Raw genomic sequence first — 23,227 nt, forward strand, 5'->3', positions numbered from 1 at the left:
CTAAAAGACATAACACATATTTATATATGGAGGTGACCATGATGGTATGGTACGACATTGTATTCAGATTAGTTATAGCAATTATTGTAGGAGCTTGCATTGGAATGGAAAGACAATGGAGACACAGAATGGCTGGGTTACGGACAAATGCTCTCGTATCACTTGGTGCCTGTATATTTGTTTTATTATCCGTCATGCTTGATCATGATGCTAGCCCATCCCGCATTGCTGCTCAAGTCGTTAGTGGCATTGGCTTTTTAGGGGGTGGCGTTATTATCCGCGATGGTTTTAGTATTAGAGGGCTAAATACGGCAGCTACTTTATGGTGTGCAGCTGCTGTCGGTACTCTTACAGGCGCCGGTTTCCTCGTTGCAGCTATATTAGGTACAGCCGGCGTGTTACTAGCAAATATACTCCTTCGCCCAATTGCTCTTTTTATGAATAAAAAATCAAAAAAAGAATCACCAGAACAAACAAACTACTTACTTTCCCTTACTTGTTCAGAAGAAAATGAAGCACATATTCGTTTTTTACTTATGCATATGGTAAGTACAGAAGGGCTCGGTTTAAAAGAGTTGTATAGCGAAGATGTAGATTCTAATCGAAAGGTGTGTATACAGGCTACATTACATTGCAAGACAAATGCGGCTATCTTAATTGAAAAAATAGTAAGTAGAATGCTATTAGAATCTGGCGTTACTGCAGCTGGTTGGAAAACTTCATTAGATTTAGAAGCAAGTTAAAAATGAAAGGTGTCATGATTTTACTACTTCATGACACCTTCTACATAAACTTATTTTCTAACTTTTGTTGAAACGACTTCTCTTGCTTACGTAGTAGTTGACTACCTCGTTGTAAAATCGGTGTTCCATACTTATCATTAATTTGATCAATGACAGCAAGTAGTGGTTCTTTTTTCGCATCCTCTTCAAATGAAAACAAATCTAATTGTTTCACCGATTCTGTCTTCCACTCTATTTCAGTAGCTGTAACACCTAGTAAACGAACGGAATCACCATCCCAATGTTGCTTCCATAAACGGGATGCTGCTTGAAAAATATCACGTTCTTCCCAAATCGCATTTTTCAATTGCTTACTCCGTGTTACTGTTCGCCTATCATGGTATTTAATCATAATTTGAATATTATAGCTGACAAGGGTTCGCTTTTGTAATCTTTTACTCACTGATTTTGATAACCGTTCTAACATATCAAGTAATTCTTTCTCTTCATCCATATCCTTTGAAAAAGTCATCGAGTTACCGACACTTTTATGTTGGCCCATTTGACTCGGATCCACTTCCCTATCATCCGTACCTTTTGCACGCTTTTGTAAATCAATACCGTGCTTGCCAATTTTAGCGCGAATGATATGCTCGTCTCCCTTCGCTAACTGTTCAATTGTATGTATATGAATTTCATTTAATTTTTCAGCTGTTTTTTCTCCAATCCCATGCATTGCTTCAACTGGAAGTGGCCAAATCATTTCTGGAATATCACGTTTTCGAAGCACGGTAATACCGAGAGGTTTTTTCATATCAGAAGCTGTTTTTGCTAGGAAAAGATTTGGAGCGATTCCGATACTACACGGAAGCTGTAACTCTGTTAATAGTGCTTGTTGCATCATCTTTGCTATTTCAAGAGGCGAACCAAGTGCATAGCAATCTGTAATATCTAAATATCCTTCATCTATTGAGACTGGTTGTATCTTTTCTGTAAAACGGGAAAGGACTTGAAACATTTGAAATGAAGCTTCGCGATATAATGTGAAATTAGGACGCCTTACAACTAATTGCGGGCATAATCTTTTCGCTTCCCAAAGGGGCATCGTCGTACGTATTCCGTATTCTCTCGCCTCATAACTACATGTTATTATAATTCCTTTTCTCTCTTTTTCATTTCCAGCAACCGCTAATGGCTTTCCTTGTAATGATGGATCATGAGCAATTTCAACAGATGCGAAAAAGCAATTCATATCTACATGTAAAATAACACGACCATTTTTCGGATACATTTCTCGCATAGTACTCACCCCCTGATCAGAACGTTCGTTCTTTTATTATATCAAATTTTGCACAATAGTTATAATAATTACTTGTTCTTTTTTATAATCGATATAAAGAGGATACACATGTGAAAGAGGCTGATTATGATGAAATTAACTATATGTTCCTTGTAGTTATATTAATCATTGCAATTAATTATTTACTACTTCCGATTTTCAATATGAATACGTTAGGATTATTCCCTCGTCTAGTACATATAGCAACAACGTATATACTTCCATAGTTTTTCTTATATTGGCTTATACGTCTTGTCAAAGCAATCGAGTCAAAATAAAAAGCGTGTAAATCACAATTGATTTACACGCTTTTTCTATTCCATTACTTCGCTACTTCTTCAATAATTGCAACAACTAATTCTGCTGTTTTTGCTAACTCTTCAACAGGAATTTTCTCGTTTGTTGTATGAATTTCTTCATAACCAACTGCCAAGTTAACTGTTGGAATACCGTGTCCTGCAATTACGTTTGCATCACTTCCGCCACCACTTTGGTGAAGAGAAGGTGTACGACCAATTTTTTCAGCTGCACGTTTTGCAACTTCTACAACGTGATCGCCATCAGCAAATTTAAATCCTGGGTACATAACGTTTACTTCAACGTCTGCATGACCGCCCATTTCTTTTGCAGTTGTTTCAAATGCTTCTTTCATTTTCGCAACTTGTGCTTCCATTTTCTCATTGATTAACGAACGAGCTTCTGCAAAGATTTGTACATGATCGCAAACGATATTCGTTTGTGTACCACCTTCAAAACGTCCAATATTTGCAGTCGTTTCAGAGTCAATGCGACCAAGTGGCATCTTCGCAATTGCTTTCGCTGCGATAGTAATTGCAGATACACCTTTCTCCGGCGCTACACCAGCGTGAGCTGTTTTCCCGCGAATAATTGCGTTCACTTTCGCTTGTGTTGGAGCTGCAACAACGATTTCACCAACTTTTCCATCGCTATCTAATGCGTAGCCATATTTCGCTGTAATACGCTCACGATCTAAAGCTTTTGCACCAACAAGACCTGATTCTTCTCCGACTGTAATAATAAATTCAATTTTACCGTGAGGGATATTTTTCTCTTTTAAAACACGGATTGCTTCGAACATTGATGCTAATCCAGCTTTATCATCCGCACCTAAAATTGTTGTACCATCTGATACGATATATCCATCTTTAATAGAAGGCTTAATTCCATTACCAGGAACTACTGTATCCATATGAGAAGTAAAGTAAATTGTATCAACACCATCTTTTGTTGCTGGTAAAGTACAAATTAAGTTGCCTGCACCATGACCAGTTACAGCCATTGTGTCATCTTCAAATACTTCTACACCTAAATCTGTAAATTTCTTCGTTAATACTTTGCAGATTTCTGCTTCAAATTTCGTTTCAGAATCTACTTGTACTAATTCCATAAATTCATTTACTAAACGTTCTTGATTAATCATAAGACTGCGCCTCCTGCACTACCATTATGTATGTAACACTACTAATTATAACAGAATTTCGCAAAAGTTTCGAAATACAAGACAAAAAACAGATGGTTTACATGTCTAGATAACCATCTGCTTTCTATTACTCATTTAACAATACCCAGCGCATATGATCCTCCCACACGCCATTTACCATTAACATCTTCCTAGACACGCCTTCATATTGAAAACCTATCTTCGTCACCACTTGTATAGATGCTAAATTACGAGGCATAATCGGAGCTTCTATACGATGTAACTGAAATTCCTCAAAAGCAACTTGAATTGCTTTTCTAAGTGCTTCTGTCGTATACCCTTTGTTTAACTCTGCTTTATCTAATTTATAACCGAGTACACAAGATTGATAAATGCCACGAACGATTAAATTAAATGAAATACACCCAATTATTTTTGTATCATCACCCTTTTTAAAAATCCATAGTCTGATGATTTTCCCGTCTTCGAACTCTTTTCTATCCTTTTGCAACTTTTTCTTTTGATAATCTAGCGTAAAAAAATCATCCGGTCTATACTCTTCCCAAGCTTTTAAAAATTCACGATTTCTGTCGTAATATTGAAGAACTGTTTCAGCATACGACTCATCTATTTCCCTTAAGTATAAACGATCTGTTTCGTATATTTTCATCATCGTATCTCCATTCTTCAGCTTGCCCAACTAAAAATTAACAATATATCCTTTAACTATATTCTCTATACACACTCAAATTTCCTGTTATATTTTGCAATCCCCTCCCGAATTTTGTCCTCACTCTCCCCTTGTCCATAATTTCATTTCTCGTTACAATGAAATTGTACTGATTTGCAAGGAGGTATAACGATGCATAAAAAAGCTCAAAAAATTATGGTTTATGTGATGCTAATTTCTATGCTTGTAACAACATTACTTGCTGGCGCGAGTATGTTTTGGTAAAAAGGGCGATGTGTTCGTCCTTTTTTTACTTTTTACACATGAAAAAATAAACCATCTCGACATCGAGATGGTTTATTTTATATAAAACACAATCGCTACAATACTAAAGGAAAATGACATTACAAGTGCTATTACAAAACTTGTATATTGTTTCTGCTGAAATGCTCCAATAACAAAAGTGAGATTAAGTAATGCCATACATACAATCGCTACAAGATAAGAACATATATTAAAAGTTGCCAATATGAATGTAATAACAAATAGAAATCCCATAAAAAACTGCATATACGAAAGTTTTGGATTCAAGTACATATGAGCAACCCCTTTATCTAATTTTATCTTTCTATACTTTCATTAACGCATGGTTATGTACACATGTCAAGACAACTTATTACAATAGAAAAAGCCAACCTTTTCGTTGGCTTTTTCATATGCAACGGCTCCTTTTTCTTTTGCCAATTGCTGAAATGATTTTTTCGATTTCACAATCCATACTTTCGTTCCAATTGGAATACGATCAAACAAATATTCCACATCGTTTTTCTTCATTCTTATACATCCTTGTGAAATATACTTTCCAATTGAACTCGGTTGGTTTGTTCCATGTATTCCATATTTACTTCCATCAGTTCCTCTTGCATTAAATCCAATCCACCTTGATCCAAGTGGATTTTTTGGCGATCCACCTGGAATATCCTTTGCAATGTAATATGGATCCTTCGCTTTCATTACAACATCAAAAGTTCCTTCTGGAGTTAATTCATTCGTTTTCCCTGTCGCTACTGGAGAAACCTTTTGAATCTTTCCATCGTCAATGTAAGCTAATTTATTCGTTGCTTTATTTACAATAATAAAAGGATCTCCGGCACGTGGATTCTCCCCAAGAGGCCAAAGCGGCGATAAAGAAAGACATAATATGATAGAGAGAAGATACGGCATAGATAATTCCTACCTTCTATATAAGTTCTTTTATATTATCCTTTCCCTTAAAGCGACTTTTAATGAGTAAATATTGTTCCATTTCATACACAAGTTGAACAAGTTTCGCACGTATCTCAAATTCTTCGCGTGTAGCTGGCAATGGCATGTCTCTAAATAATTCCCTCATTTCTTGAAGCTGCCTTAAGGAAATAACGCCAGTACTCTCAGGGCTAATAGCATTACCAATGTTTTCAACAACATCTGCAATCATGTCAGCTTGTTCATATGTCCACGATAAAGAAGCTGCTAGTGGTATCATTCGCTCTAAAATTTCGAATTGTTGCATACGCATATTAAAATAACGATAGTAATAATCATCTTCTCGCATAAATGCATTCTCAAGTTTTTTAAACGATAAATCTCTTGCCTCATTTAACATATTCTCGGTTTCAATGAGTTCTGCTCCACTCCAACTACTTTCTCGATTTCGTAAATACACAACCATTTCAAACAAAATCGTTTTAAAATTACTCTCTATTTTATCTTGATACTCTTTTAGCTTATTTTCACTACTCGGCATATACATATTCACTAATAGAGCCACGCTAATCCCTATCGTTAATATAGCAATTTCATTTCCAACTATAAGCCATGTAATTTGCTTCAATGAATATAGATGCATAACAATAACTGAACTCGTGACAATACCTTCTTGAATTTTAAGCATTACTGCAGTCGGAATAAATGTAAGTAACAATATGCTAATTGCAAGTGGTGTATAGCCGATCGTTTCAAAAATACAAAACGCGAATACCATTGATAATACACACGCTAGAAAACGATGTAACGACACTTGAAGCGATTTGCGCTTCGTATTTTGTACACATAAAATAACTAAAATACCTGCTGAACTATAAAATTCTAATCCTAATAACTGAGCAATAAAAACTGCCGCGCCTGTCCCAATTGCTGTTTTTACTGTACGATATCCAATTTTAAACATATCATTACTCCTATATGTATAAACGTATTTACAGTTAGTATAAAAAAAGGATGACACAATGTCATCCTTTTCTACTTATTATTCACATAACCTTTTCATATTACAATATTTTTTGTAAAAATTGTTGCGCACGTTCACTTTTCGGCGCTGCAAAAAATTCTTCTGGCACACTATCTTCTACAAGCTTTCCTCCGTCCAAGAAAAGAACACGATCTGCCACTTCTTTTGCAAAGCCCATTTCATGTGTAACGATAGCCATCGTCATTCCTGTCGTAACTAACGATTTCATAACTTCTAACACTTCTTTCACCATCTCTGGATCTAGCGCCGATGTCGGTTCATCAAATAACATAACTTCCGGTTCCATCGCTAACGCTCTTGCAATTGCTACACGTTGCTTTTGTCCTCCCGAAAGACGATTCGGATACGTATCTTTTTTATCTACTAATCCAACCTTTTCTAAAAGTTTCTCCGCTTTCTTTTCAGCTTCTTGCTTCGTTACCCCTTTTACATTGATAGGAGCATACGTAATATTTTCTAATACAGTCATATGAGGAAATAAGTGAAAATGCTGAAATACCATACCGACATTTTCACGAACATGCATAACATTCGTTTTCGAATTCGTTACTTCTTCCGTTCCAATCCAAATGTGACCATCCGTTGGTGCTTCTAACATATTCATACAACGTAAAAATGTTGATTTTCCTGATCCAGAAGGTCCTATAATTGCAACTACTTCCCCTTTTTCAATCGTTGTTGTAATTCCTTTTAATACTTCGTTTTTACCAAATGATTTATGAAGGTTTTCAATTTTAATCACTTTTCTTCATTCTCCCTTCAATTGCCTTCCCGACTAATGTAAGAATAATGACTAACATATAATAAATGAGTCCAACAAAAAGTAATGGTTCAAGATATTTAAATGTCTCACCGCCTACGATGTAAGCACGACGCATTAAATCAGTCGCGCCTATTACTGTTACTACAGCCGATTCTTTCGTAAGTGTCGCAAATTCGTTCACAAGAGCTGGTAATATATTTTTTAATGCTTGAGGGAAAATAATATTTCTCATCATTTTTCCGTACGGTATCCCTAAAGCCATCGCTGCTTCTGTTTGTCCTTTATCAACTGCTTGAATACCAGCACGAATCACTTCTGACATATATGCACCTGAATTCAAGCTAAATGCAAGTACAGCTGCTAAGAATGCTGGTATTTCATAACCAATTATTTGCGGGACGCCGAAATAAATAATCATTAATTGCAATACAAGTGGTGTACCACGAAAAATTGATGTATAAAAATCTGCTGCTATATTTAACGCTCGTATTCTAGCAATTTTACAAAGTGCTAATAATGTTCCTAAAATAAATCCTGCTAAAGCTGATACTGCTACAATTTTCAAAGTAACTTCTAAACCTTTTAGTATATATGGTATCGAAGGCGTAATCGCCGAAAAATCTAAGTTCATCCTTTTCATTCCCCTCAAAGAAAAGTGAAAGGCAGCTTATTTTTCGCTGCCAAACCATTTCTTCACTAATTTATCCATTTCTCCATTTTCTTGCATTTTTTTAATTACTTTATTAAATTCAGCTGTTTTATCACTATTTTTCGGAAGGGCAATTGCTGCGCCAACTTCTTCTGGCGCTTCTTTAATTTCAATTCCTTTTAAATCTTTCATTTTCTCTAAATAATTTTTAGCAACTGTGTCTTCTATAATTGCAGCGTCAAAACGACCAGCTTTAATTTCTTGTACGATTTCTGGTATACGGTCACGTCCCTCAACTTGGAAATCTACTTGTTTTTTAAATTCTGCTGCTTTCTCTTCTTGAATAGATCCTGTTTGTACTCCTACTTTTTTCCCTTTTAAATCCTCTACAGATTTAATATTAGAATCCTTTTTAGAAACGACCATATTTTTCGCAACAAAATAAATATCTGTAAAATCAACATTATTTTTACGCTCTGCAGTTGGCGTCATACCTGCCATTACGAAATCAACTTTTCCTGAACTAAGAGATGCTAATAAACCACCAAAGTCCATATCTTTCACTTTCACTTCATACCCAAGTTCTTTTCCGATATATTTAGCAACATCAACATCAAAACCAATAATTTCATCACTTTTTGAAGCTTCCACGTATTCATATGGTTTATAATCTGCTGAAGTCCCCATTACGAGTACTTTCTTATTTCCTTTTGTTTCTTTCGATTCCCCATTACTACAAGCGCTGAATATACTTACAATTAAAATAAGTGCAAACGATATTGATAATAACTTCTTCATCTTTCTTCCCCCTAATAATGTATATTTAAAAGTTTAATAGAATATTTATTCGATGTTTGTATTGTATCAGCACTTTTATTTTTATGCAATATATAAAATAAAAATAAATAAAATAACAATATAAACGCTTTTTGTCGTGTATAAAATAATGCATAAAATAACATAACTATGCATATCTCAGAAATTAAAATAATAAATAAAAAAGGCGGCACATCCACTTGATTGTGGACGTGCCGCCTTTTTTATTATTTTTTATAGTTCTTCACAATTCTCTTCGAAATACGATTGTAGTTTTGCAATAACTTGCATCGGTTCATGACCTTCAATTTCATGACGCTCTACCATCGTTACAATTTTTCCATCTTTTAATAAAGCAAATGATGGAGAAGAAGGTGGGTACCCTTCGAAATATTCACGCGCTCTTGCTGTCGCTTCTTTATCTTGACCTGCAAACACCGTTACAAGGTGGTTAGGACGTTTATCATAATGTACGGAATGCGCAGCAGCAGGACGAGCGATACCACCTGCACAACCACATACAGAGTTTACCATTACAAGTGTTGTTCCATTTCTTTTAAACGCTTCTTCTACCGCTTCCGGCGTCGTCAATTCTGTATATCCAGCAGAGACAATCTCTTCACGCGCTTGGCGGACAACATCATTCATAAAAAAGTTAAAATTAATCACTCTTTTCCCTCCTCTAAAACTACCTATTTGTATCTTACCAGTTAATGTTTATGAAATACAAGTAAGTTTACTTGTATTTAAGTATAGAAAAGGTGTTAGAGCACTTGCTCTAACACCTTTTCTTTAATGACCACGATGTTTTTGCTTTGCTTTTTGTACTTTAATTAAACGTCTTCTTTCTTTTTCAGCTTCTCGCTTCTCCTTAGACTGCACTTTCTTTTCTTGTTTATGCAATTCATAAGATAAACTAATCGCCTCTTGCGCCTTAGTAAAACGTTTAACATTTGTTTCTTTTGCTGTTTGTCGTATGATACGCTTTATATTTTTAGGACGCTGTTTTTCTTTAACTTCTACACCACATTTTGCAAAATGCTGAAAATGCTCTAAAAGTGAACCATTCACAAACATAAGCACTTCTTCATCTGACGGTTCCGCTCCAAAAATATACCTCGCTCCATACAATTTCCCTTGTTCTTTGCATGTAATAATTCCAACAAAAAATTGGCCATCATGATATACTGTCAACTCCATTGACAGCCCCTCCTTTAAAAAATTAGAAATACGGGACATCCCGGAGGGGAAGGTTACTGACATGAAATCATGCGTCTGGACTACCAACCAGAGCTGTGTTTTTGTATTTCTTTCACTTTTATTATATCTTTTTTTCCATAATATTCATATATTCAGCAATCATTTTTTTATGCGATCCCACAATATAGTCAGGTAGTTCTGTTACTGAAAAGAATTTAAGCTGAACTGCTTCTTCTTTATTCATAACAAAATCCCCTTCGTATTCATCCGTATAATAGGCGGTTGTTACAGATTGAAATTCATCACCGTTTGCTAATTTTGTAAAGTAGTTCGCTCCAGAAAATACATTGATTAGTCGCAAGTTCTTCACTTTTATTCCTGTCTCTTCATATACTTCACGATAAGCTGTTTCTTCTGGTGATTCACTAAGCTCCATTAGTCCGCCAGGTAGCCCCCATTTTCCGTACGGCTCTGTCCGCTGCTGCAATAAAACATAACCATTTTCATTTATAACGAGTACAACAGCACCAACTAAAATTAAAGGGCGATGACCAACTATTTTTCGTAATTCTTCTACATATCCCACCGTATCGCCTCCTTTTTCGTTGTCCACACTATTGTATCATATGTACAAAACGACAAAATGCGTATATTTTTCATTTTTTTAACAAAATATTTATTTTATGTGATTCATCTACTGTAGCTAACATAATGGATTCAATTTCCGCACTCTTCTCTAAAAACTCTTTTGCCCACTCTTCTGTTTTTCCTATTAAAGCGAGAACGTCCTGTTGAATCCTTCCATTTTTCACTAAAATGAAAGAAACTGGAGACCTTCTCCCCGCCACTTTTAGATCCCGCCGTGAAGCTGCTTCATATTCTGGATACTGAAATATAGAAACAACGCCACTCGCTTCCCATAATGCTAATTTAACCGTTTGAATATCGCTCACATTTCGCATGCGAAGTTCCGAAAATAAATATTCCGCCGTAATTCTCGCCTTTTTCAAATTGCTAAAATCAATGGAACCATTGTGTATAAGAATGATAGGTGCTGGCTCTAAAAAGCGTCTCCATCTATCCCATTTCAGCATTAAAACTGAGCTTATAATATGAAGTACAACGAGTATGAACGTTGTAATCATCGAGCCCAGTAACCCTACTTTTTCATCAGACAATGCGTTAGAAATATTCCCACCAAGCAATAACACTAATACAACATCTAAAAAACGAAGTTGTGCGATAGACCTTTGCCCCATCGCTTTCGCAACTAATATTAAAAATATGTATGCTATAATAGCCCGAATAACCCATTCACTATTAGAAAGATGCCGTGCTCCTTCAAAAATATGCATATGCATCAATTTGCACTCCTTACCCGTCTCAAACTGCTATCCTGTTTTAGTTTGCAACGTTTATGAGCATATATGTAAAAAAGCTGATTCGTTTAAAAACGAACCAGCTTTTTTTACTTAACTGAAAACATATATTTTTTATAAGTTTTCCGTACCGATAGTATGAGCCCCATCATAATCATATTCGAGAATAAGGAACTTCCCCCATACGATAAGAAAGGTAATGCAATACCTTTTACAGGCATTAATCCAACGATCATACCGATGTTTTGGAATATTTGAACTGTTAATATACCAATCGATCCAGCGCATAATAATGTACCAAATAAATTATCAGCGGAATAACCAATAATAATTGTTCGATATAGTAGTAATAGGAACAAGAAGACAACTAACGCTGCTACGATAAACCCACCTTCTTCGGCAATTGTAGCGAAAATAAAGTCAGTATGCTTCTCTGGGATATAGACGCTTCCTCCCCCAAACCCTTTACCTTCCATTCCTCCACTACCTACAGCTAAAATCGATTGTTGCGTTTGGTAACCTTGATCTGCATTTTCAAATGGATTTAACCAACCTACAATACGCGACTGTTGGTGAGGTTTTAGTAAAGTAACTAAATTATTATAGAAAAAATCTTGATACTTAAAGAAAATAAATATTAAAGCAGATAATATGGTCAACGGAATAACTGTACATAATGCTATCAATTTCTTTTGTATACCTGACATAAATAAAATACATGCAATTGCAGCAGCATATAAGAACACCATACCTGTATCCGGTTGACTATATACAACCGCCATAGGCGGAAGTGACACTAGCATAATTTTACCTACTAGCTTTAAATCTGTTTGGAATGTCCTTGCCATATACTGTGCATTATGTTTCACTGCTATACTCGCTACTACAAGAAGCAATGCAATTTTGAAAAACTCAGACGGCTGAATTTGTCCAAATACTGGGAAAACAAACCATCTTTTTGCACCTAATTTTTCAGGTGTAAAACCTGATGGTGGTAATACTTTCAAAAGAATAAGTGAAGCAAACCCAGCAATATAAAGCGGCCAAGACAATTTTTGCAACTGATCTAAGTCAATGCTAGCAATAAGAAGTAACAATACAACCCCAATTATGTAGTTAATCCCCTGCTTCATAGCAAAGTTTGCAGCTCCATACTGTCCCGTTTGCTGACTGCTATATATAGCAGCTATACTCGTCACACATAGTGCACACAAAATTAAAATTAATTTTACATCTAAACTTTTTAGAAACTCGGTACTTCTTTTCATGACATCCTCCTGAAACATTGTTACAGCAAAATAAAAAACCAGGAGTCAACATTCTTCATGTTTTGACGACTGATTACACATTATCTATAAAACACTTATATAGAATAACTCTCTTTTTCATACAATACAATATATTATACTACAGTTTCATCAGTAAGATTTGCCAAAAAAATTATTCTTTTCTTATTTTATATCCATATACCATATATCAGCAATGTATTTTCGTAAATTCCTAATACATAATCGTTTATTGTAAGATTACTGGGAAAGGTATTTATACATATAGTAGGATGTAGATGAAGAAATAAGACGATAAAAAGCTCGCATAAGCGAGCTTTTTATTAATATACAGATGTATTGTTTTCTGACATGTTTTCTAAAATTTCTTTAACACGTCCTAAGAACTTACCACAGATTAAACCATCAAGTACGCGGTGATCAAGTGATAAACATAAGTTAACCATGTCACGAGCACCGAACATACCATTATCCATAATTACTGGGCGTTTTACAATTGATTCAACTTGTAAAATAGCCGCTTGTGGGTAATTAATAATACCCATAGATTGAACAGAACCGAATGATCCTGTGTTATTAATTGTAAATGTTCCACCTTGCATTTCGTCTGCTTTTAGCGATTTCGTGCGTACTTTTCCTGCAAGTTCTGTAATTTCACGAGCGATACCTTTAATTGTTTTCTCGTCCGCTTGCTTAATTACTGGTACAAATAATTCTTCCTCTGTTGCAACAGCGATAGAAAGGTTAATATCTTTCTTCTGAACAATTTTATCGCCAGCCCACATTGAATTAATTTGAGGATACTCTTTTAACGCTTGTGCCACTGCTTTTACGAAGAAAGCAAAGAACGTTAAGTTAAAGCCTTCACGCTTCTTAAAGTCACCTTTAATTGAGTTACGGTATGACACAAGGTTTGTCACATCTACTTCAATCATCATCCAAGCGTGTGGTGCTTCGTGTTTACTGCGTAACATGTTTGCTGCGATTGCTTTACGCACACCTGTTACTGGAATTTCAATATCTCCAGGCATTGTAGGTACAGAAACTGGTTTCGCAGCTTCTACTTTTTGCGCTACTGGTGCTGCTTTTGGTGCTTCTGGGCGAGCTTCTACTACTACCGCTACAGCTTCCTCTTTCTTCGCACCTGCTTGTGGAATATTTCCAGATTCCACTAGCTTTAAAATATCTTTACGAGTGATACGGCCGTTTGCTCCCGTACCCTCTACTAAATCTAAATCAACGTTATGCTCACCCGCAAGTTTTAACACAGCTGGTGAAAAACGTGGTTTTCCATCAGTTGGTTGTTTTACTTTCGGTGCTTTTTCAGGCGTAATTGCTGCTGCCTTTGGTTCTTCTTTCGTTTTTTCCTCAACAGCTGTTGCTGCTACTTCGTCTGCGCCTTCTACTTGAATCACACAAACTACTTCACCTACAGCTAACGTATCACCTTCACCAGCGATTAACTCTTTCACAATACCAGTGAAAGAAGATGGTACTTCAGCATTTACTTTATCAGTCATTACTTCTGCAAGCGGATCATACTTGTTTACGTGATCGCCAACATTAACGAGCCATTTACTAATTGTGCCCTCTGTAACGCTCTCCCCGAGCTGAGGCATTGTAATATTTTCTACAGCCATGTATAGTCCCCCCGATTAAAATTCCGCAAGTTCACGCATTGCTTTTTCAACTTTATCTGGATTTACCATAAAGAATTTTTCCATTGTTGGTGCATATGGCATTGCTGGAACGTCTGGACCTGCAAGACGTGCGATTGGCGCATCTAAATCAAATAGACAGTTTTCAGCAATAATTGCTGCCACTTCACTCATAATGCTTCCTTCTTTATTGTCTTCTGTTACAAGAAGAACTTTACCTGTTTTAGAAGCTGCTTCAATGATTGCTTCTTTATCTAATGGATATACAGTACGTAAATCAAGAATGTGTGCAGAGATGCCATCTTGTGCTAACTTTTCAGCTGCTTGAAGAGCAAAATGAACACATAATCCGTACGTGATAACTGTAATATCATCACCTTCACGTTTTACATCTGCTTTTCCGATTGGTAATACGTAGTCATCCTCCGGCACTTCACCTTTAATTAAACGATATGCACGTTTATGTTCGAAGAATAATACTGGATCTTCATCACGAATGGCTGCTTTTAATAAGCCTTTTGCATCATATGGTGTAGAAGGGATAACGATTTTTAAACCTGGTTGGTTTGCAAACATCGCTTCTACAGATTGTGAATGATACAATGCACCGTGAACCCCCCCGCCAAATGGTGCACGGATTGTAACTGGACAAGTCCAATCATTATTAGAACGATAACGAATTTTTGCTGCCTCAGAAACAATTTGGTTTACTGCTGGCATGATGAAATCAGCAAACTGCATTTCAGCGATTGGACGCATACCATACATTGCTGCACCAATTGCTACCCCAGCAATTGCAGATTCTGCAAGCGGTGCATCAAGCGCACGATCTTCACCAAATTGATCATACAAACCGTGTGTCGCTTTAAACACGCCACCTTTTTTACCAACATCTTCTCCTAAAACGAATACTTTCTCATCGCGTTCCATTTCTTCGCGCATTGCTAATGTAATAGCATCAATATAAGACATTACAGCCATGAAACGTTCCCCCCTATTCTGCGTATACGTGCTTCAATGCATCTTCAGGTGCTGCATACGGAGCATTTTCTGCATATTCTGTTGCTTCATTTACGATATGCATAATTTCGTCTAACATTTGTTTTTCCGATTCCTCAGTTAACACACCAGCTTCTTTTAAATAAGCCGCGAATGTTATAATTGAATCTTTTTTCTTTGCTTCTTCTACTTCTTCTTTATCACGATAAACACGATCATCATCGTCACTAGAATGTGCTGTTAAACGATATGATACTGTTTCAATTAAAGTTGGGCCTTCACCACGACGACCGCGATCTGCTGCTTCTTTTACAGCTTTATATACTGCAAGCGGATCGTTTCCGTCTATTGTATATCCAGGCATACCATAACCAATTGCACGATCTGATACGTTTTTACATGCTAATTGTTTTTCAACCGGAATAGAGATTGCATATTTGTTATTTTCACACATAAAAATAACAGGTAGTTTGTGTACACCAGCAAAGTTTGCCCCTTCATGGAAGTCACCTTGGTTTGAAGAACCTTCTCCAAATGTAACGAACGTTACTAAATCTTTCTTCTCCATTTTTCCAGCTAGTGCAATACCAACTGCATGTGGTACTTGCGTTGTTACTGGAGATGAACCTGTAACAATACGATTTTTCTTTTGACCGAAGTGACCAGGCATTTGACGACCACCAGAGTTTGGATCTCCAGCTTTCGCGAAAGCAGACAACATAAGCTCTTTAGCTGTCATACCAAATGCTAGTACAACACCCATATCACGATAGTATGGTAATGCATAATCTTTCTCTCTATCAAGAGCGAACGCCGCTCCAACTTGTGCAGCCTCTTGTCCTTGACAAGAAATTACGAATGGAATTTTACCAGCGCGGTTTAATAACCACATACGTTCGTCGATTTTACGTGCAAGTAACATCGTACGGAACATTTCTAATACTTGCTCATCACTTAAGCCAAGCTCTTCATGGCGCTTTTCTTTTACTTCTGCCATTTTTCATAACCTCCTAAATCCACATTTTTATGCGTGTAACGCTCTTCCATCTACAGCAAGTGCTGCTTCACCAATCGCCTCAGATAATGATGGATGCGGATGAATTGTATGTGCTACTTCCCAAGGTGTTGCATCAAGTACTCTTGCAAGACCAGCTTCAGAAATCATATCTGTTACATGTGGTCCAATCATATGAACACCAAGAATGTCATTTGTCTCTTCATCAACTACAAGTTTTACGAAACCATCTGATTCTCCGTATACAAGTGCTTTTCCGATTGCGCGGAATGAGAACTTACCTACTTTTAACTTATAGCCTTTTTCTTTCGCTTCTTGTTCTGTTAAGCCAACAGAAGCAACTTCTGGACTGCTATATACGCATTTTGATACCATAGAGTAATCAATTGGTGTAACTTCTTTCCCTGCAATATGTTCTACTGCAGCAATTCCTTCATGAGAAGCAACGTGAGCAAGTTGCAAACCACCGATTACATCTCCAATTGCGTAAATATGCGATTCTTTCGTTTGATAAAACTCATTTGTTTGAATGTATCCTTTTTCCACAACGATATCTGTGTTCTCTAAGCCAATATTTTGCGTATTCGCTTGTCTTCCAACAGATACAAGCATTTTTTCAGCTTTAAATTCTTTATTCTCACCGTTATGTTCAGCTTGGATTGTTACTCCATTATCTTTTACCAATGTTTCTGGTAATACTTTTGCACCAGTTACCACTTTAATACCTTTTTTCTTGAATAGACGTTGCATTTCTTTTGAAACGTCTTGATCTTCTAGTGGTAATATCGTTTTTGCATACTCTAATACTGTAACTTCTACACCGAAGTCAGCAAGCATAGATGCCCACTCAATACCGATTACACCGCCACCAACGATAATAATCGAACTAGGAAGCGTTTCCATTTTTAGGGCATGATCCGAAGACATTACGTATTCTCCATCTAATTCTAAACCTGGTAATGAATTTGGACGAGAACCTGTTGCAACAAGTACATTTTTTGGAATTAACATTTCATTCTCTTCTCCACTTGCAAGTTCAACTGAAATTGTCCCTGGCATAGGAGAGAAAATAGACGGGCCAAGAATACGACCAATACCTTCAAACACATCAATTTTACCTTGTTTCATTAAATGTTGAACGCCTTTATGAAGCTGCGTTACAATCTTCTCTTTACGCTCTTGTACTTTCGCAAAGTTTAGTTCTACATTGCTTGCAATAACTCCGAACTCTTCGCTTTTTTTAGCAGTTGCATATACTTCCGCACTACGTAAAAGAGCTTTACTAGGAATACATCCTTTGTGTAAACAAGTACCACCAAGATTTTCTTTTTCGACTAGTGCTGTTTTTAATCCTAATTGTGATGCACGAATTGCAGCAACATATCCACCAGTACCGCCGCCAACGATGACTAAATCATATTCTTTTGCCATTATCTCAACCCCTAGCTACCGTTTCTTTTTCACGTACAACGTATTCTTTTGGAGCTTCTTCTTCACGTAACACACGAAGTGCTCCTTCTGCTAACGCTTCTAACTCATCTTCGCCTGGATGTACGATAACATCTGCAATCCAGTCCACTCGCTCTTTTATTTCATCGACAAGAATTTTACTGTATGCCAGTCCACCAGTTAATACGATTGCATCGATTTTCCCGTGAAGTACAGCGCTAGCTCCGCCAATCTCTTTTGCAACTTGATATGCCATTGCCTTATAAATAAGAGTTGCTTCAGGATCACCTTTTTCAACCATTTTCTCTACTTTAATCGCATCATTTGTACCGATTAAACTTACAAGTCCACCTTGTCCGACAAGTTTTTTAATCATTTCATCACGGTAATACTCACCAGAGAAACACATTTCTACTAGTTGCCCTACTGGTACTGTACCAGCGCGCTCTGGACTAAATGGTCCTTCTCCGTTTAAACCGTTATTCACATCGACTACTCTTCCTTTTTTATGAGCACCAACTGTAATGCCACCGCCCATATGTGTAACTAATAAATTTAAATCCTCGTATTTGTGATTTAACTGTTCAGCTACTTTACGAGCAACTGCTTTTTGATTTAATGCATGGAAGATACTTTTGCGTTCCATACCAGCAATGCCACTTATACGAGCAACCGGCTCCATCTCATCTACAACGACAGGATCCACAATGAATGCAGGGATATTTAATCCAGAAGCAATTTCATATGCCAAAATGCCTCCAAGGTTTGAAGCGTGATGACCGCTAAAGCCATTTTTCAAATCTTCTAACATCGCATCGTTTACTGTATAAGTACCGCCTTCGATTGGACGAAGTAATCCACCACGTCCACAAACAGCGTTTAATTTTGAAATGTTAATACCATGAGAATGTAGAACTTCTAAAATCGTTTCTTTTCGAAACTCATATTGGTCGATAATTCGCTTATATTTTCCAATCTGTTCTACGTCATGACGAATCGTTTCTTCTAGAACGGGTCTTTCATTATCAAAAACACCAATTTTTGTGGATGTACTACCTGGGTTAATAACAAGAATTCGATTTACAGACAATGTTGCTACCTCCACTAATAAATTCAAAAGGAAGCGGAAACCTCATAAGAGGTAACCACACCTTTTGTAAAAGTTATATATGAATGATTAGCGACGGCTAATAATATCGTGACCGTTGCGTAAGTAAGTGCTACGAGAATTTTTCAAGCTTGCAATGCGCTCTTCAGCTAGACGATCTGCCGCTACATAAGTTGCTATGCCATCGCGTTTTGAAATTTCGATTACTTTTGCAATCGTGTCATAAATAGACTCAACACGTTTTAGTGCACGTTCTCTATTGTATCCATATAATTCGTCTGCTACGTTAATTACGCCACCTGCATTAATTACATAATCTGGTGCGTATACAATACCCATTTCATGAATGATGTCACCGTGACGATCTTCTTTTAATTGGTTATTTGCAGAACCTGCGATTACTTTTGCTTTAAGTTGTGGAATAGTTTCATCATTAACTGTTGCGCCTAATGCACATGGTGCGTAAATATCGCATTCAACACCGTAAATTTCATTTGGTTCAACTGCTGATGCACCGAATTCTTCTACAGCACGTTGTACAGCTTCTTTATTAATATCTGTAACGATTAATTTTGCTCCTTCAGCGTGTAAATGTTTGCATAGATGATATGCTACGTTACCAACGCCTTGAACAGCAATTACTTTTCCTTCTAAATTGTCAGTACCGAAAGCTTCTTTTGCAGCTGCTTTCATACCACGATAAACACCGTATGCAGTTACTGGAGATGGGTTACCAGAAGAACCGAATGATGGTGAGATACCTGTTACAAAGTCAGTTTCTTCGTGGATAATATCCATATCATCTACTGTTGTACCAACATCTTCAGCTGTAATGTATCGTCCGTTTAGTCCTTGGATATAACGTCCTAGTGCACGGAACATTGCTTCACTCTTATCTTTACGAGGATCACCGATAATTACTGTTTTCGCACCACCTAAGTTTAAACCAGCTGCTGCGTTTTTGTATGTCATCCCTTTTGCAAGACGCAATGCATCTTCAATCGCCGCTTCTTCAGAATCATATGTCCACATTCTTGTTCCACCAAGAGCCGGTCCAAGTGTTGTATCATGAATTGCAATAATTGCTTTTAAACCAGATTCTTTATCTTGACAAAATACCACTTGCTCATAATCATATTTTTCTAAGTATTCGAAGATTTCTAATGTCATTGTCGTTTCCCCCTAATGTTTTACCCTTTTTGGTTTATTTTGAAGCAGTCGCAACTGCCAATGCTAATGAATATACTTTTGTTTCTGCTGAATCAGCACGAGATGTTAAAACAATCGGTGCTTTTGCGCCAGCAATCATTGCTCCTACTTTTGCATCCGCAAAGTATACGAGTGATTTATATAGCACATTTCCAGCTTCAATCGTTGGGACGAGTAAAATATCTGCCTTACCTGCTACATCACTTACTATGCCTTTATGCTCTGCTGCAATTTGTGATACTGCATTATCTAAAGCAAGTGGTCCATCAACGATACAATCTTTAATTTGTCCGCGGCGATTCATTTGTGTTAACATCGCTGCATCAATTGTCGCCTGCATCGCTGGATTCACAACTTCTACTGCTGCAATTGGTGCCACTTTTGGCAAGTCGATTCCTATTGCCTGGGCAACTTCTACAGTATTTTGTATAATAGCAGCTTTTTGTGTTACATCAGGTGCGATGTTCATCGCTGCATCTGTAACGAAAATAAGACGATCATAATTTGGAACTTCAAATGCTGCTACATGTGAAAGTACGCTACCTTTACGTAGGCCCCACTCTTTGTTTAACACAGCCTTCAAAATATTCGCTGTTGGGATGTTCCCCTTCATAAGCACGTCTGCCTCACCATTTCTCACAGCTTTAACAGAAAGTTCTGCAGCCTCTGCATTAGACATTGCTGCAATCACTTCAACATGTTCTGAAGTTTGTAAACCATGTTCTTGTAGCATCCCCATTATTTTTTCTTGATTTCCATATAGACGAAATTGAGCTAGCTGTAATTTAATTGCTTTCGCTACAGCTTCAATTACTTCATGATCTTCAGCTACTGCTACAGCTACAGTTTTTTTAGGCTGTCCCGCTGCTTGATCAATTAAGTATTCTAACTTCATATTTTGTAATCAACCCTTTCCGTCGTCCCTCGTCTATTTATAAAGCAAATACCGTGCCAACTTTTAAAAGTGGTCTTACCAATAATGAAAACGCATTCAAAATGCAGTAAAATCAATACTTTGGAAAATAACAAAAGATTCTGTCTTATTTTGTCGCTTTTTGTATACCATGCAATAAATTGCACAGTACGCAATTTATTGCATGCTATTTTTTGCATGGTCATACTTTTCTAGCTTATAATATAAATTTCGTACGGAAATTCCTAACGCTTTTGCAGTTTGTGTTTTATTCCCATCAAATCTCTCCAAATATTCATGAATAATATTCCCTTCAAACTCTGTCACTAAATGTTCAAGTGGCTTTTCTTCTAATTCAGGTAATAAATGAGATTGCTTTGACTCCACCTGCTCTTCGTTATGTAATGGTGGTAAATGTTGTACATCAATATATATCTCGTTATAATTCATAAAAATAATCGCTCGTCCTAAAATATTTTCAAGTTCTCTCACATTCCCTGGCCATTCGTATGATTGTAAATATAAAATAGCTGAATCAGTGAGCCCTTCTACATTACGACCATAATCTTGATTAATTTTTTGAATCAACCTGTCCGCAATTTTCGGTATATCTCCTTTACGTTGACGAAGAGATGGAATTTGAATTGGAATTTTATTTAATCGATAATATAAATCCTCCCTAAACTTCCCTTCTAGAATAGCCTTTTCTAAATTCACATGTGTCGCTGCAATTACTCGAACATTAATAGGTATCGCTTTCGTTCCACCAACTTTTACAATTTCTTTTTCCTGCAATACACGAAGGAGTTTCGCTTGTGTATTTGCAGATAACTCCCCTATTTCATCTAAAAAAATACTACCGTTATTCGCTTCCTCAAAGAACCCACGTTTCCCGCCTCTTTTCGCTCCAGAAAACGCCCCTTCCTCATAACCAAATAATTCACTTTCTAACAACGTCTCCGAAATGGCCGCACAGTTTACACGGACGAACTTATTGTATTTTCGATTACTTCCATTATGGATTGCATGGGCAAACAATTCTTTACCAGTCCCAGATTCACCGCGTAACAGTACCGTTGCCGGTGTATTCGCTCCTAGCTTCGCCTGTTCGATAGCTGCAGTTGTTTCATCTGAATTTCCGACAATATCATCAAAAGAATATTTCGCTTCTAATGTGCGAATGATTTGCCTCGCTCTATTCAATTCATTTGTTAACTTTTGAATTTCCGACACGTCACGGATAACGCCGACGCTTCCTTTCAATATTCCATCCACAATAACTGGCGCTACGTTTACAATTACATCGCGCTTTTTTTGCCCAATCTTCATATGTATTCCGCGCACCGCACGACGCGTTCGAAGTACTTTCATATGCATACTTTCGCCTTCTACAATATCAGTTGTAGCAGGCTTCCCAATAATATCTTCTTCTGTTAAACCCGTTAATTTCGTATATGCCGGGTTAATGACTAAACCTCTTCCTTTTTCATCCACAACCGAAATCGCTTCTTCAGATGAGTTAATAATCGCCTCTAATAGTGTTTGAATTTCTTTTAAGTCTGTAACTTCTTCCGCTAAATCTACAACTTCTGTTATATCTTTAAAAATTGCAAATGCCCCTTGTACCTCTCCGCCCTCTTTTAATATCGGTATACGCGTTGTAATAATTTTCTTTCCATTCTCTAATGTTAGTTCATAATTTACTTCTATTTGTTTCGTACGTATAATGCGAAGTAATTTACTAGTCGGAATAACTTCTAAAATATATTTTCCTATCGCCTCTTCTTTTTTATATCCGATAATACGCTCTGCACTTTTATTAAAAAGACGAACTTGTCCCTCTTGATCAATTACGATCATGCCGTCATGCGTAGAATTTAAAATTAATTCTCCTTGTTGCGTTTGTTCCTCTAACCGCCCAATTAACCCTTCCTTCTCATGCGCTAATCCTGTAACAATTTTTGCAATATCACCTGGTATAAGAAGAGTGTCTTTTTTCTTTTTTTCCAATAAAACTTTATGTACATCATCTTCACCTGTCATATCAAATATTACATCGATATGCATAGAAAGAAATGGAGTTACACTTTCTCCAATTGCAATTCCATATTCCTTAGCAATTTGCAATCCTTTTGCCAACGGATTTATATCAATAATCCCTATAATTTGAAATATATTCGAACTATATAACAGATTCAGCAGTGCGCTCCCGCCTTCACCTGCACCAACAATTAATACTTTTTGTTTCATATATTACACTTCCTCTCGAAGTAACTCTGCAAATTTTTTCACACCCTTATCTTACTCGTTCAACCCCCTCT

General features: G+C 36.8%; 25 protein-coding genes. 3 read left to right on the forward strand and 22 right to left on the reverse strand.

Annotation, left to right across the window (positions count from 1 at the left end; all coding sequences use genetic code 11):
- Positions 1 to 41 precede the first annotated feature (41 nt).
- Positions 42 to 743, forward strand: coding sequence for an MgtC/SapB family protein (locus DOS87_RS22960; protein WP_000262346.1), 702 nt, complete (start codon positions 42 to 44; stop codon positions 741 to 743).
- 40 nt (positions 744 to 783) lie between these two features.
- Here the strand turns inward: DOS87_RS22960 and DOS87_RS22965 are convergent, their stop codons facing one another.
- Complete coding sequence (locus DOS87_RS22965; RefSeq protein ID WP_001208861.1) at positions 784 to 2,022, reverse strand: DNA polymerase IV; 1,239 nt, start codon at positions 2,020 to 2,022, stop codon at positions 784 to 786.
- Between the two features lie 110 nt (positions 2,023 to 2,132).
- On the opposite strand from DOS87_RS22965, the gene DOS87_RS22970 reads away from it, so the two are divergent.
- Positions 2,133 to 2,288 (forward strand): hypothetical protein, encoded by a 156-nt coding sequence (locus tag DOS87_RS22970; protein ID WP_000656487.1) that lies wholly within the window; start codon positions 2,133 to 2,135, stop codon positions 2,286 to 2,288.
- Between the two features lie 95 nt (positions 2,289 to 2,383).
- Here the strand turns inward: DOS87_RS22970 and DOS87_RS22975 are convergent, their stop codons facing one another.
- Together DOS87_RS22975 and DOS87_RS22980 are read right to left on the reverse strand one after the other, a co-directional pair.
- Positions 2,384 to 3,502 (reverse strand): tripeptidase T, encoded by a 1,119-nt coding sequence (locus DOS87_RS22975; protein WP_000609803.1) that lies wholly within the window; start codon positions 3,500 to 3,502, stop codon positions 2,384 to 2,386.
- Between the two features lie 127 nt (positions 3,503 to 3,629).
- On the reverse strand, positions 3,630 to 4,175 hold the full coding sequence (locus DOS87_RS22980; RefSeq protein ID WP_014894891.1) for a GNAT family N-acetyltransferase: 546 nt from the start codon (positions 4,173 to 4,175) through the stop codon (positions 3,630 to 3,632).
- A 189-nt stretch (positions 4,176 to 4,364) separates the two neighbouring features.
- Here DOS87_RS22980 and prli42 point away from each other — a divergent pair, with 189 nt between their 5' ends.
- Positions 4,365 to 4,457: a stressosome-associated protein Prli42 gene (gene prli42, locus DOS87_RS22985; RefSeq protein ID WP_000549037.1), complete on the forward strand. Its 93-nt coding sequence runs from the start codon at positions 4,365 to 4,367 to the stop codon at positions 4,455 to 4,457.
- A 72-nt stretch (positions 4,458 to 4,529) separates the two neighbouring features.
- Here the strand turns inward: prli42 and DOS87_RS22990 are convergent, their stop codons facing one another.
- The 19 genes from DOS87_RS22990 to DOS87_RS23080 form a co-directional block, all read right to left on the reverse strand.
- The gene (locus DOS87_RS22990) at positions 4,530 to 4,769 is read right to left on the reverse strand and encodes a DUF3894 domain-containing protein (protein WP_000281167.1); all 240 of its coding nucleotides are present in this window, start codon (positions 4,767 to 4,769) and stop codon (positions 4,530 to 4,532) included.
- Positions 4,770 to 4,835: 66 nt separating this feature from the next.
- Positions 4,836 to 5,396, reverse strand: a complete 561-nt coding sequence (locus tag DOS87_RS22995) for a L,D-transpeptidase (protein ID WP_001146572.1) — start codon at positions 5,394 to 5,396, stop codon at positions 4,836 to 4,838.
- A 16-nt stretch (positions 5,397 to 5,412) separates the two neighbouring features.
- The gene (locus DOS87_RS23000) at positions 5,413 to 6,381 is read right to left on the reverse strand and encodes an aromatic acid exporter family protein (protein ID WP_000472671.1); all 969 of its coding nucleotides are present in this window, start codon (positions 6,379 to 6,381) and stop codon (positions 5,413 to 5,415) included.
- A 100-nt stretch (positions 6,382 to 6,481) separates the two neighbouring features.
- On the reverse strand, positions 6,482 to 7,204 hold the full coding sequence (locus DOS87_RS23005) for an amino acid ABC transporter ATP-binding protein (protein WP_000590207.1): 723 nt from the start codon (positions 7,202 to 7,204) through the stop codon (positions 6,482 to 6,484).
- Positions 7,197 to 7,856 (reverse strand): amino acid ABC transporter permease, encoded by a 660-nt coding sequence (locus DOS87_RS23010; protein WP_001046915.1) that lies wholly within the window; start codon positions 7,854 to 7,856, stop codon positions 7,197 to 7,199. Before DOS87_RS23010 ends, DOS87_RS23005 begins: the two co-directional genes overlap by 8 nt.
- Positions 7,857 to 7,892: 36 nt before the next feature.
- On the reverse strand, positions 7,893 to 8,672 hold the full coding sequence (locus DOS87_RS23015) for a transporter substrate-binding domain-containing protein (protein ID WP_000735462.1): 780 nt from the start codon (positions 8,670 to 8,672) through the stop codon (positions 7,893 to 7,895).
- Positions 8,673 to 8,924: 252 nt separating this feature from the next.
- On the reverse strand, positions 8,925 to 9,338 hold the full coding sequence (locus tag DOS87_RS23020; RefSeq protein ID WP_001979317.1) for a BrxA/BrxB family bacilliredoxin: 414 nt from the start codon (positions 9,336 to 9,338) through the stop codon (positions 8,925 to 8,927).
- 144 nt (positions 9,339 to 9,482) lie between these two features.
- Complete coding sequence (locus DOS87_RS23025) at positions 9,483 to 9,890, reverse strand: YjdF family protein (protein WP_000424202.1); 408 nt, start codon at positions 9,888 to 9,890, stop codon at positions 9,483 to 9,485.
- Positions 9,891 to 10,011: 121 nt separating this feature from the next.
- The gene (locus DOS87_RS23030) at positions 10,012 to 10,476 is read right to left on the reverse strand and encodes an NUDIX hydrolase (protein WP_000542552.1); all 465 of its coding nucleotides are present in this window, start codon (positions 10,474 to 10,476) and stop codon (positions 10,012 to 10,014) included.
- A gap of 70 nt (positions 10,477 to 10,546) precedes the next feature.
- Positions 10,547 to 11,251 carry a DUF421 domain-containing protein gene (locus DOS87_RS23035; RefSeq protein ID WP_000550956.1) on the reverse strand — a complete coding sequence of 235 codons (705 nt, stop codon included), beginning with the start codon at positions 11,249 to 11,251 and terminating at the stop codon, positions 10,547 to 10,549.
- 107 nt (positions 11,252 to 11,358) lie between these two features.
- Positions 11,359 to 12,537, reverse strand: coding sequence for an FtsW/RodA/SpoVE family cell cycle protein (locus DOS87_RS23040; RefSeq protein ID WP_000831177.1), 1,179 nt, complete (start codon positions 12,535 to 12,537; stop codon positions 11,359 to 11,361).
- 341 nt (positions 12,538 to 12,878) lie between these two features.
- Complete coding sequence (locus DOS87_RS23045; protein ID WP_000257646.1) at positions 12,879 to 14,195, reverse strand: dihydrolipoamide acetyltransferase family protein; 1,317 nt, start codon at positions 14,193 to 14,195, stop codon at positions 12,879 to 12,881.
- Between the two features lie 15 nt (positions 14,196 to 14,210).
- Positions 14,211 to 15,194, reverse strand: a complete 984-nt coding sequence (bfmBAB, locus tag DOS87_RS23050; RefSeq protein WP_000290071.1) for a 3-methyl-2-oxobutanoate dehydrogenase subunit beta — start codon at positions 15,192 to 15,194, stop codon at positions 14,211 to 14,213.
- Between the two features lie 13 nt (positions 15,195 to 15,207).
- Positions 15,208 to 16,209, reverse strand: a complete 1,002-nt coding sequence (gene bfmBAA / locus DOS87_RS23055) for a 3-methyl-2-oxobutanoate dehydrogenase subunit alpha (protein WP_000852551.1) — start codon at positions 16,207 to 16,209, stop codon at positions 15,208 to 15,210.
- Positions 16,210 to 16,236: 27 nt separating this feature from the next.
- On the reverse strand, positions 16,237 to 17,658 hold the full coding sequence (gene lpdA / locus DOS87_RS23060; RefSeq protein ID WP_001051295.1) for a dihydrolipoyl dehydrogenase: 1,422 nt from the start codon (positions 17,656 to 17,658) through the stop codon (positions 16,237 to 16,239).
- Between the two features lie 4 nt (positions 17,659 to 17,662).
- Positions 17,663 to 18,766, reverse strand: coding sequence for a butyrate kinase (buk, locus tag DOS87_RS23065; protein ID WP_000115782.1), 1,104 nt, complete (start codon positions 18,764 to 18,766; stop codon positions 17,663 to 17,665).
- A gap of 87 nt (positions 18,767 to 18,853) precedes the next feature.
- Positions 18,854 to 19,954: a leucine dehydrogenase gene (locus DOS87_RS23070; RefSeq protein ID WP_000171355.1), complete on the reverse strand. Its 1,101-nt coding sequence runs from the start codon at positions 19,952 to 19,954 to the stop codon at positions 18,854 to 18,856.
- 34 nt (positions 19,955 to 19,988) lie between these two features.
- Positions 19,989 to 20,888 carry a phosphate butyryltransferase gene (gene yqiS / locus DOS87_RS23075; protein ID WP_000764673.1) on the reverse strand — a complete coding sequence of 300 codons (900 nt, stop codon included), beginning with the start codon at positions 20,886 to 20,888 and terminating at the stop codon, positions 19,989 to 19,991.
- 195 nt (positions 20,889 to 21,083) lie between these two features.
- Positions 21,084 to 23,156, reverse strand: a complete 2,073-nt coding sequence (locus DOS87_RS23080; protein ID WP_000810981.1) for a sigma-54 interaction domain-containing protein — start codon at positions 23,154 to 23,156, stop codon at positions 21,084 to 21,086.
- Positions 23,157 to 23,227: the final 71 nt, after the last annotated feature.

The sequence above is a fragment of the Bacillus sp. CR71 genome (genome assembly GCF_003429245.1).
GTDB classification, from domain to species: Bacteria; Bacillota; Bacilli; order Bacillales; family Bacillaceae_G; genus Bacillus_A; species Bacillus_A thuringiensis_S.